This is a genomic window from Exiguobacterium sp. SH4S7 (genome assembly GCF_004336795.1).
Taxonomy (GTDB): Bacteria; Bacillota; Bacilli; order Exiguobacteriales; family Exiguobacteriaceae; genus Exiguobacterium; species Exiguobacterium aurantiacum_A.
In genome coordinates this window covers 24,404-38,801 of record NZ_SJUT01000013.1, presented here as the reverse complement: position 1 = coordinate 38,801, position 14,398 = coordinate 24,404, and the positions used below count along the sequence as shown (strand labels likewise).

14 protein-coding genes are annotated in these 14,398 nt (G+C 52.8%); 1 reads left to right on the top strand and 13 read right to left on the bottom strand.

Annotated features, from left to right (window positions below):
• Window positions 1–122 (top strand): zinc ribbon domain-containing protein (locus EVJ29_RS14880; RefSeq protein ID WP_146256761.1); only part of this gene is annotated, 122 nt, incomplete at its 5' end.
• Window positions 123–382: 260 nt separating this feature from the next.
• Here EVJ29_RS14880 and EVJ29_RS14875 read toward each other — a convergent pair.
• From EVJ29_RS14875 to EVJ29_RS14815, 13 genes are all read right to left on the bottom strand, one after another.
• Window positions 383–1,240, bottom strand: a complete 858-nt coding sequence (locus EVJ29_RS14875; protein ID WP_070329354.1) for a DMT family transporter — start codon at window positions 1,238–1,240, stop codon at window positions 383–385.
• 104 nt (window positions 1,241–1,344) lie between these two features.
• Window positions 1,345–1,824 (bottom strand): 23S rRNA (pseudouridine(1915)-N(3))-methyltransferase RlmH, encoded by a 480-nt coding sequence (gene rlmH / locus EVJ29_RS14870; protein ID WP_016509065.1) that lies wholly within the window; start codon window positions 1,822–1,824, stop codon window positions 1,345–1,347.
• 83 nt (window positions 1,825–1,907) lie between these two features.
• Complete coding sequence (locus EVJ29_RS14865) at window positions 1,908–2,069, bottom strand: CxxH/CxxC protein (RefSeq protein WP_070329353.1); 162 nt, start codon at window positions 2,067–2,069, stop codon at window positions 1,908–1,910.
• A gap of 37 nt (window positions 2,070–2,106) precedes the next feature.
• On the bottom strand, window positions 2,107–3,375 hold the full coding sequence (locus EVJ29_RS14860) for a S1C family serine protease (RefSeq protein ID WP_070329352.1): 1,269 nt from the start codon (window positions 3,373–3,375) through the stop codon (window positions 2,107–2,109).
• A 49-nt stretch (window positions 3,376–3,424) separates the two neighbouring features.
• Window positions 3,425–4,216 carry an MBL fold metallo-hydrolase gene (locus tag EVJ29_RS14855; RefSeq protein WP_070329351.1) on the bottom strand — a complete coding sequence of 264 codons (792 nt, stop codon included), beginning with the start codon at window positions 4,214–4,216 and terminating at the stop codon, window positions 3,425–3,427.
• A 13-nt stretch (window positions 4,217–4,229) separates the two neighbouring features.
• Entirely contained in the window at window positions 4,230–5,054 is an 825-nt protein-coding gene (locus tag EVJ29_RS14850) for a two-component system regulatory protein YycI (protein ID WP_070329350.1), read from the bottom strand.
• Entirely contained in the window at window positions 5,041–6,426 is a 1,386-nt protein-coding gene (gene yycH, locus EVJ29_RS14845; protein WP_131466048.1) for a two-component system activity regulator YycH, read from the bottom strand. The genes EVJ29_RS14850 and yycH overlap by 14 nt, the downstream gene beginning before the upstream one ends.
• Window positions 6,426–8,267: a cell wall metabolism sensor histidine kinase WalK gene (gene walK / locus EVJ29_RS14840; RefSeq protein ID WP_071398690.1), complete on the bottom strand. Its 1,842-nt coding sequence runs from the start codon at window positions 8,265–8,267 to the stop codon at window positions 6,426–6,428. Before walK ends, yycH begins: the two co-directional genes overlap by 1 nt.
• Before the next feature lie 3 nt (window positions 8,268–8,270).
• A complete protein-coding gene (yycF, locus tag EVJ29_RS14835; RefSeq protein WP_070329347.1) occupies window positions 8,271–8,981 on the bottom strand; it encodes a response regulator YycF in 711 nt (236 codons plus the stop codon).
• A gap of 118 nt (window positions 8,982–9,099) precedes the next feature.
• Entirely contained in the window at window positions 9,100–10,389 is a 1,290-nt protein-coding gene (locus EVJ29_RS14830; RefSeq protein ID WP_070329346.1) for an adenylosuccinate synthase, read from the bottom strand.
• Window positions 10,390–10,562: 173 nt separating this feature from the next.
• A complete protein-coding gene (dnaB, locus tag EVJ29_RS14825; RefSeq protein ID WP_070329345.1) occupies window positions 10,563–11,915 on the bottom strand; it encodes a replicative DNA helicase in 1,353 nt (450 codons plus the stop codon).
• 17 nt (window positions 11,916–11,932) lie between these two features.
• Window positions 11,933–12,376 carry a 50S ribosomal protein L9 gene (rplI, locus tag EVJ29_RS14820; RefSeq protein ID WP_070329344.1) on the bottom strand — a complete coding sequence of 148 codons (444 nt, stop codon included), beginning with the start codon at window positions 12,374–12,376 and terminating at the stop codon, window positions 11,933–11,935.
• Window positions 12,373–14,364, bottom strand: coding sequence for a DHH family phosphoesterase (locus EVJ29_RS14815; RefSeq protein ID WP_070329343.1), 1,992 nt, complete (start codon window positions 14,362–14,364; stop codon window positions 12,373–12,375). Before EVJ29_RS14815 ends, rplI begins: the two co-directional genes overlap by 4 nt.
• Window positions 14,365–14,398: the final 34 nt, after the last annotated feature.

Here is a 14,398-nt window from a genome sequence, read left to right as displayed (position 1 = left end):
CCTGTGGCGAGAACGGCGGCAAGAAGGACCTGCACGTCCGCGAGTGGACATGCGCCGTATGCGGCACGCACCATGACCGCGACGTCAACGCGAGCCTCAACCTGTTGCGCCTCGCCGACTGAAACACTCCAGGGTAGGGACTGCCCGACGAGCTTGGTCCACAACCGTGGCTGGTCAAAGCACGGTCTTCCCAAGAAGCTCCCACTTCAAGTTGCGAAGCAAATAAGTGGTGAGTAGTTCACCCTTCCAACCTTTCTGTCTAGAAAGAGTTATCATCAAATGTGGGTTTTCAATTTATTATAGTGACTGATTTTTGGTGTTTCAATACACATAATTACTTCAGATAACTCCTAGCGACGGCTACGATGTCTATGAATTCACTCTAGCCTTTCTTCACGCTTAAGACGGTCACAGTTATCAATATGATCGCCATTCCACATAGTTGAACAACGTTGAGTGTTTCACTGAGGAGAAAAAATCCAAAAGAGGACGCAGTGACTGGCTCGACCATGGCAATAACAGAAGCTGAAGTTGGCGACGTTTTCTCCAAACCTACTACGTATAAAAAGAAGGATAAACCCGCACCAAAGATCCCTAATAGAATCATCCAGAACCAGTCTGGTGAGTAAATGACGGATACTGCTTCATTCAAATCTGTGAAGAACAACATGATGAACGTAAACGTAAGAAAAGCGATTGCCAAAATCCCTTGTGGTTCTCCATGCTTTGAAGCATATTTAAAACCAAAAATAAACAACGCATATGATAGTCCAGCGCCTAGGCCCGCTAGAAGTCCAATCGTTGTAACCTGATCAGAGCCGACATTGTAAACTTCCGTCAGCAAGACGACACCAACCATCACGAAAGCGATTGCTATGAATTTGAAGAGAGACGGTTTTTCCAGATGAAATATAAACGAGATAAGGAGAACAAAGATAGGTGCCGTGTACATCAAGGCCGCCGCTACGGCGACGCTTGATTCTGAGATGCTAACAAAGTAAAAAACAAAGTTTCCTACTATCCCAATGCCTGCTACGACGGCCCAAAGGCATAAACGCTTGTTTAACCGGACTGGTCGAAATGCAAACCAAATTAGAAGACATATTAACCCTACAGTTCCTCTGTAAAAAGAAACGACCAAAGGGTCCCAACCTTTATCCATTAAAAAACTGCCAAGTCCACCGGAGATACCCCATAAAATTGCCGATAAAGCCACTAACAACAGGCCCTTATTAAGCATATTATTACCTCCACATTCCTCATTTAATCTATGTGGAGGTAACTATACCTTTTAATCAAAAATTTATAACTTGATTTTGGTGCAGTTTACGACTAAATTCTCATTTATTTATGGTACGGTTCATTCCGATTGATCCGATACGCCCGGTAAATCTGCTCACACAAGACGAGCTTCATCAATTGATGCGGGAACGTCATCTTCGAGAACGAGATCGTATCGTCCGACCGTTTCATGACGTCGTCGGATAAGCCAAGCGACCCACCGATGACGAAGGCGATTTTGCTCTTGCCGTACGTTGCCAACTTGTCGAGCTCACGGGCGAATTCTTCACTCGTCCGCTGCTTGGCATCGATGGCGAGAGCGATGACGTGCGTGTCCGGACTGATTTTCGCCAAAATCCGCTCGCCTTCTTTTTGTTTTACTAGAAACATGTCGGCTTCACTCAAATGTTCGGGCGCTTTCTCGTCCGCAACCTCGATTTCATGCACTTTCGCGTATGCCGACAGACGCTTCGTGTACTCCGCAATTCCTAGTTTCAAATATTTTTCTTTTAATTTGCCGACCGTGATAATTGAAATATTCATCCAATTCTTCCTTTTTCCACAGTTTTTTCGGAGTTATCCATAGGGTTATCCACAGAGTTATCCACAAATCCACATGTTGACAATCATTTTTTGCTTGACACAACATATGTTGCGTCGGCTTCGCAGAACTCACATTTGACTTGTCCACTTGTGGATAGTTCTTCGAGTAACGGGTACTCCCCCGTCTCATCGACAATGATGTCTAAAGCGATTTCAACATGTTCCTTGCATACTTTTTTTTCCACAAATTTTCCTCCTTAAAAAAGAAGCGTCGCCGCTCCTTTACGTTGCTTCTGTTAATGTGGCCTCGGTCGTTTCTGCCTTGCCTCGCCGTGTATATTCGATGACGATGTTATCCCCGACCGCGGCGTCTCGGTACAAAGCGTCACGTAAATCGACGTAACGTTTAATCTCACGGTCGCCGATCTTCGTGATGACGTCCCCGACGCGAAGCCCCGCTTGTTCGGCCGGACTACCGGGTGTGATCGCTTCGACGAACACCCCGTCCTCTTTGTCAAAACTGATGCCGTATTCTTCCCGGACATTGCCCGGGACGGCGATGACTTCTTGGATCGTGACGCCGAGCTGAGCCCGTGTCACCCGTCCGTCACGCTCGAGCATGTCGATGACCGGTAGCGCCACGTTGACCGGGATCGAGAAGCCGACCCCTTCGACGCTCGCTTCGGCGATCTTCATCGAGTTGATGCCGACGAGCTCACCGCGGATGTTGATGAGTGCCCCGCCTGAGTTGCCGGGATTGATGGCGGCGTCGGTCTGGATGACTTCGGCGTTATAGTCCATGAGACCGTCCGCGTTCGTATCAACCGGCACGGTCCGTTCGACACCACTGACGATACCACGCGTGACCGAGTTTGAAAAGACGCCGAGCGGGTTGCCGATCGCCATCACGGTCTCGCCGGCCTGTAGCACCGTCGAATCGCCGAGCACGATCGGATTGACGTCGATATTCTCCGGAAGTTTCACGGAGGCGACCGCCAAGTCGTTGAGCGGGTCTTCTCCTAAAATCGTGGCCGGTGCGACTTGCCCGTCCGCGAAGGCGACGTTGATCTCGTCCGCTTCCTCGATGACGTGGAAGTTCGTGACGATGTACGCCGTGTCCCCGTCGACTTTATAAACGACACCAGAGCCCGCACCGGCCTCCCATTGCGAGTCCGAGGTGAAGGCACGCTGGATGTTCGTGATGCTGACGACGGACGTCTTCGCGCCCGTGACGGCGGCCGTGATGTCCGACTCCGTGACGGTGACGGCTTGCTCGGTACGGACCAGCTCGTTTGTAACAAAACGAGAGGTCGGCGAATCCCAGAGCATCATCGCGAAAAAGAATAACGCCGCTCCTAAGAATCCGCCAACCCCTCCGAGTAATAACGGTTTTACATTCAGCCGTGGCTTATGGCGCACGTGTTCCTCTTGCTTTGGACGCCACTCGCTTCGGGATGGATAAGTCGATGGTGAATCGTTCATTGATGCTGCTTCGTGCTCTAAAGGTTCGACGTCTTGAGGTTCATACTCATGGTGTCTCTCTTCGTTCACGACGCGCCCCCCCTTCAGGACAGTGTTACCTGTCTTTTCCCAAGTTCGCTTATAAAGAAACGAGCGGACATGGGATTAATGGGTCGGTGTCATGCAATTTGATGCGTCCAAGATCGACGTCACGCATGCCGAGCGTCTGTGCGACGCTCATCTGCGCGAGTTCTTTCATATTGTTGTCTTTACTGAGGTGGGCCAAAAAGATCCGTTTCGTCCGCTCACCGATGACCTCGCTCATCGCGATGGCGGCGTCTTCGTTCGAGACGTGGCCATAGTCCCCGAGGATGCGCCGTTTGACGCTCCACGGGTACCGACCCATCTGTAGCATCGAGACATCATGGTTCGACTCAAAGATGAAGTCGTCCGCGCCGCGGATGAGCCCTTTCATCCGGTCCGAGACGTACCCGGTGTCGGTGATGTGGGCCAGCCGCTTGCCGTCATGGGCGAACTGATAAAACATCGGGTCGGCCGCATCGTGGCTGACGTTGAACGACTCGATCTCGATGTCCCCGAACTGTTTGACGTCACCGACCTCGAAATGAAACTTCAAGGCCGGATCGATCTTCCCGATTTTGTCTTCCATCGCTGCCCACGTCTTCGTGTTCGCGTAGATCGGCAAGTTGTACTTTCGGGCGAGGATCCCGACTCCTTTAATATGGTCGGAGTGCTCATGTGTGACGAGCAGTGCGTCGATACCCTCGAACGACTGGCCGATGTCTGTGATGCGTTGCTGCATCGCCTTGCCGGTCAATCCGGCGTCGACGAGCAATTTCGCCCGGTCCGTCTCAATATAGAGCGCGTTACCGGTCGAACCGCTCGCGAGCACACTGTAGCGTAAAGTCACTCGATCACTCCTTTCAGTCTTCTAAATTAAATTCAACCCGTTCGACCGTCCCATCGATGGCATTGACGAAATATACGTTGTCGTCGATAGCGATCGACCAGAGCGGCGGCATGATGATCAAACTGCCGGAACTATCGAGCGGTAAGCTATAAAACCCGGTGTTGATGGCGCGCATCTCTTGGTTCGGCTGGAAGTACTTCCGGGCCGCGAGTTGTGAGATCGCCTCACTCGCCGTCAAGACGAGGTCGTCTTGCGATTTCGACGACAAGTTCGTCAAATGGCGCTGCTTGTAGTCCGTCACTTCGTAGTTTTCATTCAATTGAAGCAATAACAGGGACGGACCGATATATGTCTCCGTGTCCGCCTCGATTTCCGGGTTCGAGAAAATCTTATTGTTTTCATACGTCTGAACGAACGCGAGTTGGCGCGTCTCTTGGTCAAACCGCCAGTAGGCGTACTCTGACCCGAACGGCACGTAATCGGTGACGAATGTCGACGCCGTCGTCCGCAAGTCGTTCTCGTCGAGTGGGACGGCTTGTTTGAGCTCGACTTCAAGCTGCATGTTGTCGAGCGTCGTCGCTAATTGTACTTCACGATTTTTCGTGATCATCGACGCCGACATCTGCTCAGACGAGCCGGTCAAATAACCAATATCCCGTCCCATCCGTGGCAATTTCGATGCGTCGACGTCACGTTGGTCCAAGATTTGGGCGATTGACGTGTTATCGCTCGTCACAACCTCGGTCGCCCACGTTTCCGTCAAGAGCTGGAACAACAAGTAGATGTTCAGCGCGAGGAAGGCGAAGATTAAAATCGTTTTCGCTTTACTCCAATCCACGGTACATCATCCTCTCTGTCCAATCTTCCGGCTTGTCGTAAGGGATCCATCTCCCGGCTTCACGGACGAACCAGTTCGGGGAGAACGTGACGTAACGACTCGCGTCTTCATTGTATTCGATCTCATAACCGAGACGAATCTCAGTCACGTTTTCGAACCGGTCTGCGTTGACGAGCGTATCGATGACGTCTTGCCCGTCTGCAAGCTGTGTCGTCCCGACCGAGATCAACCGGTCGATTTCGAGATGATGACGCGTGATGGACCGGACTTGTGCCCCGTCGTTTTCAACGCGCAGTGTGGATAAGTCGATCGCATCGTTGTTGATAAACGCATCACGTTGGCTAAAGACAGGGTGCCCTTTCACGTGAAACCGAAACACGGTCGTCTCAAAGCCTTTGTTCGCTGGTGTGATCGCATCGAAACGAAGGGACAGACCTTGACTCTCTGACGTCTCATCGACCCAGCCGCCATGAAAGTTGACGAAGTCGACGATCGTATCAAGCCCGATCGCCGACTCGCGCTCGGTGCTATTGCGTGACAAGTTGCGATAGCGGCTCGCGTTCAACGTCGCGTCATACTCGGCGACGCTGATCCCGTTCGTGAGTGCGCCGATCGAACTCGCTGGATCGACTTCTTGAACGTTCGGGTCACCAGGGAAGAACGTATCGCGCATCCAATCAAGGCGTGCCGAGATTTGGATTTGTGAGACGTCATACGCGAACAGCTCGTTCATCTCAGGCCCGACGACCGGGATATAGTTGACCCGCTCGTCCGTGTACGTGACCCGTTGCATCGCACGGTTCGAATCTTTTAAGAACAAACTGTTGACGTCCCCTTGTCCGGCTTTAGAGAGCCGACCTTCCCACAGCGACTGATCGCTCATGATCGCCCGGACTTTCCAGACGTTGTCGTCCATGAAGATGAGCGCCCGTTGCGGTACTTTCCCTGACAGGCTGTAAGACCCGGGCAGAATGTAACTGAGCGTGTCCGCATAGTATGGTTCCGGTAAAATCAGTTCAACTGCCTCGTTGACACCGGCATACAAGCTCGGTACGTTTTTGGCGGCGAGCGGTTTAAACTCGTTCGCCTCGAATGCGTCGCGAATGACCCGAGCGATTTGCTTCGGCGTGTTCTTCGTCGCAAAGACAGCGTTGTTCTCGTGGACGACCGTCTGGGTTGGCACAATAATTTGCCTCGCCTGACGTTGCAGCGACTCGTCCACCGTCGCCACTTGGGTCTCGGATTGGACCGATTGATACTTCGGATGGTAATCCCAAAGGATGACCGTTTGGACGATGGACGTGACGATCAAGGTAAGCAAGACGAGCGATTTCACCAGCTCTGGCTTCGCCCAGAAACGTTTTCGTCCCATCAGTCATTCACCTCCACGATCGTATCGAACGGGATGGTGAAGTAAATCGTCGTCCCACGTCCAAACTCGCTCTCCGCCCAAATGTCGCCACCGTGGGCCGAAACGACTTCCTTGGCAATCGACAGACCGAGTCCGGTCCCGCCGATATTTCGCGCTCGGGCCTTGTCGACCCGATAGAACCGTTCAAAGATTTTCTTCAAGTTCGACTTCGGAATTCCGACACCTTCATCTTTGATACCGATGACGAGACGTTTCGCCCGCAGCATCGTCCGGAACGTGATCGTCCCGCCTTCTGGCGAGAACTTGACCGCGTTCGTGATGATGTTGTCGATTACTTGGGTCATCTTATCTTGATCGGCGTGCACGTAGACGCGACGCTTCATGAGCTTCCGGCGGAACTGGATCGTTTCGCCTTTCGTCATCTCATGGCGCTCGATGATATCGTTGAAGAATTGGATGAAGTCAAACTTCACTTTTTGCATCGTATACTCTTTACTGTCCATCTTCGAGAGCTGGAGTAAGTCGTTGACGAGACGAATCATCCGTTCGGTCTCGTTTTGAGTCGTCTCAAGGAACCGCGGTGCGAGCTCATCATCTTTGTACGCGCCTTCGGCGAGCACTTCGAGATAGCTCCGCATCGTCGTGAGCGGCGTCCGCAGCTCGTGGCTGACGTTGGCGACGAACTCACGGCGGTCTTGTTCGACTTGCTCTTGCTCGGTCACGTCGTGCAAGACGACGATGAGACCAGTGATCGGACCGCTATGTTTTTGAATTGGTGAGAAGTAGGCGCGGACGAGGAACAATTCTTCGTCCGTACTGAGATCGATCAATTTCGCCGGCATCGTCCCGTCTTCCGGGATGACGATCTCATCATCAAACTCGAGCAGGCTCTGCAGGTTCGACCCCATCGCCTCTTCTTCGGCGACACCGATCATATCGCGGGCCTGGTCGTTCATGAGGATGACGCGGAGCGAACGGTCGGTCGCGACGACACCGTCCGACATGTTCTCTAACACACTCGTCAAGCGGCGTCGTTCGGCCTCGGTCGTCGCGTTCGCCTCCATCAGTTCGTCGGTCAGTTCGTTAAAGGCGTAGGCGAGTTGCCCGACCTCATCGTCGGAATAGACTTTAACTTTCCGCGAGAAGTTTCCTTTTCGCATCTCGACGGCTTGACGACGCATGTCCGCAATCGGCCGCGTGATTGTCCGTGACAGCAAAATTCCGAGGATGGACGTGATGATCAAGGCGATGAGTGTACCGGTCGCAAGGATCCTCGTCACTTGCTCCATCTGGTTGTAAATCGATTGCATCGACGCCTCGATATAGATCATCCCGGTCGTCGTCCCATCGACCTCGGATTTGATCGGGACGGCGACGACGCGCATCCGCTCGTTCGAGTCCTCATAGACGAGCGTCTCTTGCGCACCGCTTGTCGCGAACGATTTTTGAATGAACGAACTCGCCGTCCGTTGTCCGACGAGGCTTTGGTTGTTTTGGTTCGAAGTCGCCCGGACGACACTGTTCGTGTCGATAATTTGGACTTCGCGAATATCGTCAGCTAGCGTCGTGCTCTCCGTAAACTCAGACAGCAGTTGATCCAGTACCTGGTTCAACTGCTGATCAGTAGTCGAGTCACCGCCGTTCGATGCGATCCCTTCACTGACGTTGTAGCTCAGAAGGTTGGCCCGATCGACGAGCGACTGCGAGAAGTTGTTGATGTATTGTCGTTCGAGGGAGCGTACGAAGTACACTCCGATGACTTGCATCGCAACAAGGATGAGCAGCGCATAGATGACGACGAGCTTCCACTGGATAGATTTAAAGAAGTTCGTCCGTTTCATCGTTTAGTCTTCTTCTCCCGCTTTTAAATAGTACCCGACACCGCGGCGCGTAATAATATACGTCGGCGTGCTCGGGCTGTCTTCGACCTTCTCCCGCAAACGGCGGACCGTAACGTCGACCGTACGCACGTCTCCGAAGTAGTCGTAACCCCACACCGTCTGAAGCAAATGCTCGCGCGTCATCACTTGGCCGATGTTTTGGGCCAGGTAATGGATGAGCTCGAATTCACGGTGCGTCAGTTCGATCTTCTCTTCGCGTTTCGTGACCATGTATGAATCCGGATGAATCGTCAAGTCACCGATCACGATATCGTTCGCGTTGGCGCCTTTCGCTTCGACAGCCGGTGCCGTCGCGTGACGACGCATGTTCGCTTTGACGCGGGCTAAGAGCTCGCGTGAGCTGAACGGCTTCGTGACGTAGTCGTCGGCGCCGAGTTCGAGGCCGAGTACTTTGTCGATCTCCGAGTCTTTCGCCGTCAACATGATGATCGGCATATCATACTTCTTACGCACTTCACGACACACTTCCATGCCGTCTTTGAGCGGGAGCATGATGTCGAGCAAGATCAAATCAGGTTTGACCTCCTCGACTTTCACGAGTGCCTCTTCCCCGTCATAAGCGACGTGGACGACATAGCCCTCTTTTTCAAGTTTAAACTTCAATATATCAGCGATTGGTTGTTCGTCATCTACCACTAAAATCGTACGATCCATTCAGTGAGTCCTCCTCTATCGTTAAACGTACACGTCCTATTGTAACTCTTTTTCAATGGGTTAGAAAGCGTGGTCCATTTCCACGGAAATGAAAAAAGAGCCGCGAGGGCTCTTAGTCTTATGCTTCGTAGATGTCACGCAAGATGACTGTCTGTTCACGCGCTGGTCCGACCGAGAACGTCAACAGTTCGATGCCCGTCAACGCTTCGATGCGCTTGACATAGCGCTGTGCGTTCACCGGCAAGTCTTCGAACTTGCGGACCCCTGTGATGTCTTCCGTCCAGCCCGGGAGCTCTTCAAACACCGGCTCACACTTCTCGAGGACGCGGAAGTTAGGCGGGTACTCATCGAGGAGCTTGCCTTCGTACTCGTACGCCGTACAAATTTTAAGCGTCTCAAGACCTGTCAACACGTCGATCGAGTTGAGGCATAGGTCAGTGATGCCGCTGACACGACGCGAGTGGCGGACGACGACCGAGTCGAACCAACCGACACGGCGCGGACGTCCTGTCGTCGTACCGTACTCCTTACCGACTTCACGGATCATGTGACCGATCTCGTCATCGAGCTGGGTCGGGAACGGGCCGTCTCCGACGCGCGACGTGTACGCTTTACAGACGCCGACGACGTGGTCGATCTTCGAAGGTCCGATTCCGGCACCGCTCGATACCCCGCCTGACGCCGCGTTCGACGATGTGACGAACGGGTACGTCCCGTGATCGATGTCTAACAGCACACCTTGTGCGCCTTCGAATAGGATTTTCTGTTCTTCGTCGAGCGCATCGTTCAACACGACCGATGTATCACACACGTACTTGGCAAACTGTTGGCCATACGCATAGTATTCTTCAAAGATATCATCGAACTCGACCGCGTCGACTTCATACATCTTGACGAACATCCGGTTTTTAATTGCGAGGACCGTCTTCAGTTTCTCGGCGAACACTTCCTTGTCGAGCAGGTCAGCGATCCGGATCCCGATCCGTGCCGCTTTGTCCATGTAACAAGGGCCGATCCCTTTGAGTGTCGTCCCGACTTTCGCGTCACCTTTCGCATCTTCTTCAAGCTTGTCTTGAAGCTGGTGATACGGCAAGATGACGTGGGCCCGGTTTGAGATGCGGAGGTTGTCCGTGCTCACGCCGCGCTCATGTAAGTATGCAAGCTCTGTAATGAGTGACTTCGGGTTGACGACCATTCCGTTCCCGATGACACATGTCTTGTCCGAATAGAAGATCCCCGATGGAATCAAGTGAAGTTTATACTTCGTATCATTGAAGACGATCGTATGACCAGCGTTGTCTCCCCCTTGATAACGCGCGACGACGTCGGCTTGTTTAGACAAGAAATCGGTGATCTTCCCTTTTCCTTCATCGCCCCACTGCGTTCCCACTACGACTACTGATGACATAATGAATCCTCCTTGTAGATAAACGTTCTGTTCAAACCATTGGTAAGTGTACACTTGCCACTTCAGAAAGTCAACCTAATACCGAACGATAATTTTATGTATTACCCTTTCGTTCGTTATTGACTCGCATTCAATTACTATTTCCCCGATTCTACAAAAAAACACCACCGATCTCACATCGGTGGTGCGAAAGCTTGCGTCTCCATGTTGACGAACTTGTTGTACTCTTTCCGGAACGAGAGTTTGACCGTCCCGGTCGGACCGTTACGCTGTTTGGCGATGATGATCTCGATCGTGTTGGCATCTTCACTCTCTTTATCGTAATAGTCGTCCCGGTACAAGAAGGCGACGATATCGGCATCTTGCTCGATCGCTCCGGATTCCCGGATATCCGACATCATCGGCCGTTTGTCTTGACGGCTCTCTACGCCACGCGAGAGCTGCGACAAGGCGATGACCGGTACTTGGAGTTCCCGGGCGATCGCTTTGAGCGTACGCGAGATCTCAGAGACTTCTTGTTGCCGGTTCTCGCCCGGCTTGCCGGTCCCGACAATGAGCTGCAAGTAGTCGATCATGATCATGCCGAGACCGTACTCTTGCTTCAAGCGGCGGCATTTGGCCCGAATCTCGTTGACGCGAAGACCTGGTGTATCGTCGATAAAGATACCGGCCTGTGATAACGACGACATCGCGAGCGATAGCCGTCCCCAGTCCTCAGACTCGAGTCGCCCGGTCCGCAGACGCTGCGCGTCGATATTGCCTTCCGCACAGAGCATCCGCATGACGAGTTGTTCAGCACCCATCTCAAGACTAAAGATGGCGACGTTCTCGCCCGTACGAACCGCGACGTTTTGCGAGATGTTGAGGGCGAAGGCCGTCTTCCCGACAGAAGGACGGGCGGCCACGATGATGAGGTCGTTACGCTGGAACCCGGCCGTCATCTTGTCGAGGTCACTAAAGCCGGTCGCGATCCCCGTGATCTCACCGCTCGATTGATGCAGCTTCTCAATCGTCGAATAGGCATCCGACAAAACCGAACCGATCGAATGGAAACTCGATTGGCCTTTCCGTTGCGAAACTTTTAAAATGTTTCGCTCGGCATCAGATAGGACCGCATCGACTTCGTCTTGACGCTCGTATCCGTCCGAGACGATATTCGTCGCCGTCCGGATGAGACGCCGGAGCGCCGCCTTTTGATCGACGACGTTCAAATAGTACCCGATGTTCCCGATGGCAGGAACCGCCTCGGCGATTTCGGCCAAGTAGTTCAATCCACCGATCTCATCGAGGATTCCTTGTGATTGGAGCTCCGAACTGAGCGTGACCAAGTCGACGAGTTCCCCGCGGTCGTTGATCTTCAGCATCGCTTCGAAGATCCGTTGATGGCTGACACGATAAAAGTCGTCCGGGTCGACTCGTTCCGAGGCCGTGATCAGCCGGTCAGAATCGAGAATAACTGCCCCAAGGACGGCTTGTTCCGCCTCAACGCTATGTGGCGGAGTATTGACTTGAATCGCATCACTCATTCGTTTCTACCTCGCCTTCAAGCTTCTTGAACATGTACGTTTAACAGTGCCGTGACGTCATGGTGCAACTTCACGGGCACTTTTGTGAAACCGAGCGCTTTGATCGGATGTTCAAGTTCGATTTTACGCTTATCGATCTTGTAGCCCATCCCTTTGAGCGCTTCACCGATCTGTTTGCTCGTTACCGAGCCGAAGACACGGCCGCCTTCGCCTGATTTCGTCTTGACGACGATTGTCTCTTTTTCAAGCTTGTCTTTCAACTGTTGCGCGGCTTTCAGCTCTTCTTCGGCTGCTTCCTCGGCACGGCGTTCTTTCGCTTGAAACGCCTTCAAGTTGCCTGGTGTCGCTTCGACTGCCAAGTTTTGCTTGAAGAGTACGTTTTTTGCGTAAGCATCGGCGACGTTTTTCACGTCCCCTGCCTGTCCTTGACCTTTAACATCTACTTTTAAAATGACTTTCATTCCGATTCCTCTCCCTCGTTTTCATCTGTCGTGTAATGATCGATCGCTTCTTTTAACAGCTGCTTCGCCTCGTCGCGACCCACGTTCAACTGCGTGGCCGCGTTCGTCAAGTGGCCGCCTCCGTCGAGCATCTCCATGATGACTTGAACGTTGACGTCACCGAGCGAACGGGCACTGATCCCGGTCCGACCGTCTGGCAAGATGGCGATGACGAACGACGCCTTGACGCCTTCCATGTTCAGGAGTTGGTCCGCCGATTGGGCGATCAACACTTGATGATGGGCCTCGTCGTCTGAAGCGACCGCGATTGCCATACCGCCTGCATAAATGTCGGTATTCTCTAGAATATGCGACTGTTCGATATAAGAATCGAGGTCTTGCCGCATGAAATGTTGGACGAGCACGGTGTCCGCTCCTTGAATCCGGAGGAATGAAGCGGCATCAAACGTCCGCGACCCGGTCCGGAGCGTGAACCCTTTCGTATCGACCATGATTCCGGCAAGGAGCGACGTCGCCTCTAAAATCGACAGTTTGCGGGTACCCGCTTGATATTCAATCAACTCTGTCACGAGTTCACACGTCGACGACGCGTAAGGTTCCATGTAGACGAGCACCGGGTCCTCGATAAACTCTTCGCCGCGACGATGATGGTCGATGACGACGACTCGTTCGGCCCGGTCTAAAAGATCCCGTGAGATGACGAGTGAGGGACGATGCGTGTCAACGATGACGAGAAGTGTTTGGTCATCGATGAGCGGTTGCGCCTCAAACTCCGTCAAAAAGCGGCTGTACAAGTCTTCATCATTCTCGACTTCATGGACGAGCCGTTGAATCCCGACACTCGTCTCGCCGGCCGGGATGACGACGTACGCCTCACGACCGACAAACTCAGCGAGCTTCATGATTCCAATCGATGCGCCGAGCGAATCCATGTCCGGGTTTTTATGTCCCATGATGAGGACACGGCTCGACTCTCGAATCAAATCACGCATCGAGTTCGAGATGACGCGGGCACGTACCCGCGTCCGTTTCTCGGTCGGATTCGTCTTGCCGCCGAAGAAGCGGACTTTTCCGTTATGACGTTTGACGACGACTTGGTCACCACCGCGTCCGAGCCCTAAATCGAGGCTCGATTGGGACAAGTTGCCGAGTTCGGTCAGCGTCGTCTCGCCGCAGCCGATACCGATCGAGAGCGTGAGCGGAATTTTATGTTCCTTCGTCGCTTCCCGTACCTCATCAAGAATCGAGAAGCGATTGTTCTCGAGTTCCGAGAGCGTTCGTTCGTTCATGACGAGGAAAAACCGGTCGGCAGCCGTCCGCCGCATATAAATGTGATATTTTTGCGCCCACTGGTTCAAGAGAACGGTCACACGGCGGTTGATTTCGCTGCGGACCTGTTCATCGACAGCAGTCGACATCTCATCGTAGTTGTCTAAGTAGAGGACGCCGATCACTGTCTGCGTTTCAGAGTACTTCTGTTCAATCTCCGCCTCGTCCGTCATATCGAACAAGTACAGCGTTTGATATTCCTTATTGTACAAGACACGGTATACACGGTCCCCGACTTCAATCGTCGCCTCGTCCTCTTCCTCCTCGATCAACTCCGTAAAGGCCGAATGAATCGAGTCGATCGAGATGCCCAGTTCCATCTCAAGTTCAAAGATGAGTCGGGACTGTTCATTGAACCAACTGATGCGCCGGGTCTCATCGAATATTAGAATCCCGATCGGCATACTCGTGAGCGCTTCTTTGCCGACATCCTCAATCCGATGTGAGAGCGAGTGGACATAACGTTCCCACGCTTTGCGTTCTCGCCGGATCGTCACTTGCTGATACGTGAAGAAGATCAGCGTGCCCACGAACAGGGTGATTGCCGCCACAATGCTGTAGAACGCCAATCCTAACGAAACGAGCATTCCAATCACATACGGAATCGCGTAACGTGCGTATTGGTTCTTCACTGATGTTATTGCTTCACCACTGTGCATGTGTGCCTCCTAAAATGAGTGCCGAGCACTCATG

Coding starts and splice junctions, on each gene's coding strand:
- EVJ29_RS14875 (WP_070329354.1), bottom strand. CDS start 1,240: ATGCTTAATAAGGGCCTGTTGTTAGTGGCTTTATCGGCAATTTTATGG.
- rlmH (WP_016509065.1), bottom strand. CDS start 1,824: ATGAATATTTCAATTATCACGGTCGGCAAATTAAAAGAAAAATATTTG.
- yycH (WP_131466048.1), bottom strand. CDS start 6,426: ATGGGACGAAAACGTTTCTGGGCGAAGCCAGAGCTGGTGAAATCGCTC.
- walK (WP_071398690.1), bottom strand. CDS start 8,267: ATGAAACGGACGAACTTCTTTAAATCTATCCAGTGGAAGCTCGTCGTC.
- yycF (WP_070329347.1), bottom strand. CDS start 8,981: ATGGATCGTACGATTTTAGTGGTAGATGACGAACAACCAATCGCTGAT.
- EVJ29_RS14830 (WP_070329346.1), bottom strand. CDS start 10,389: ATGTCATCAGTAGTCGTAGTGGGAACGCAGTGGGGCGATGAAGGAAAA.
- dnaB (WP_070329345.1), bottom strand. CDS start 11,915: ATGAGTGATGCGATTCAAGTCAATACTCCGCCACATAGCGTTGAGGCG.
- rplI (WP_070329344.1), bottom strand. CDS start 12,376: ATGAAAGTCATTTTAAAAGTAGATGTTAAAGGTCAAGGACAGGCAGGG.
- EVJ29_RS14815 (WP_070329343.1), bottom strand. CDS start 14,364: ATGCACAGTGGTGAAGCAATAACATCAGTGAAGAACCAATACGCACGT.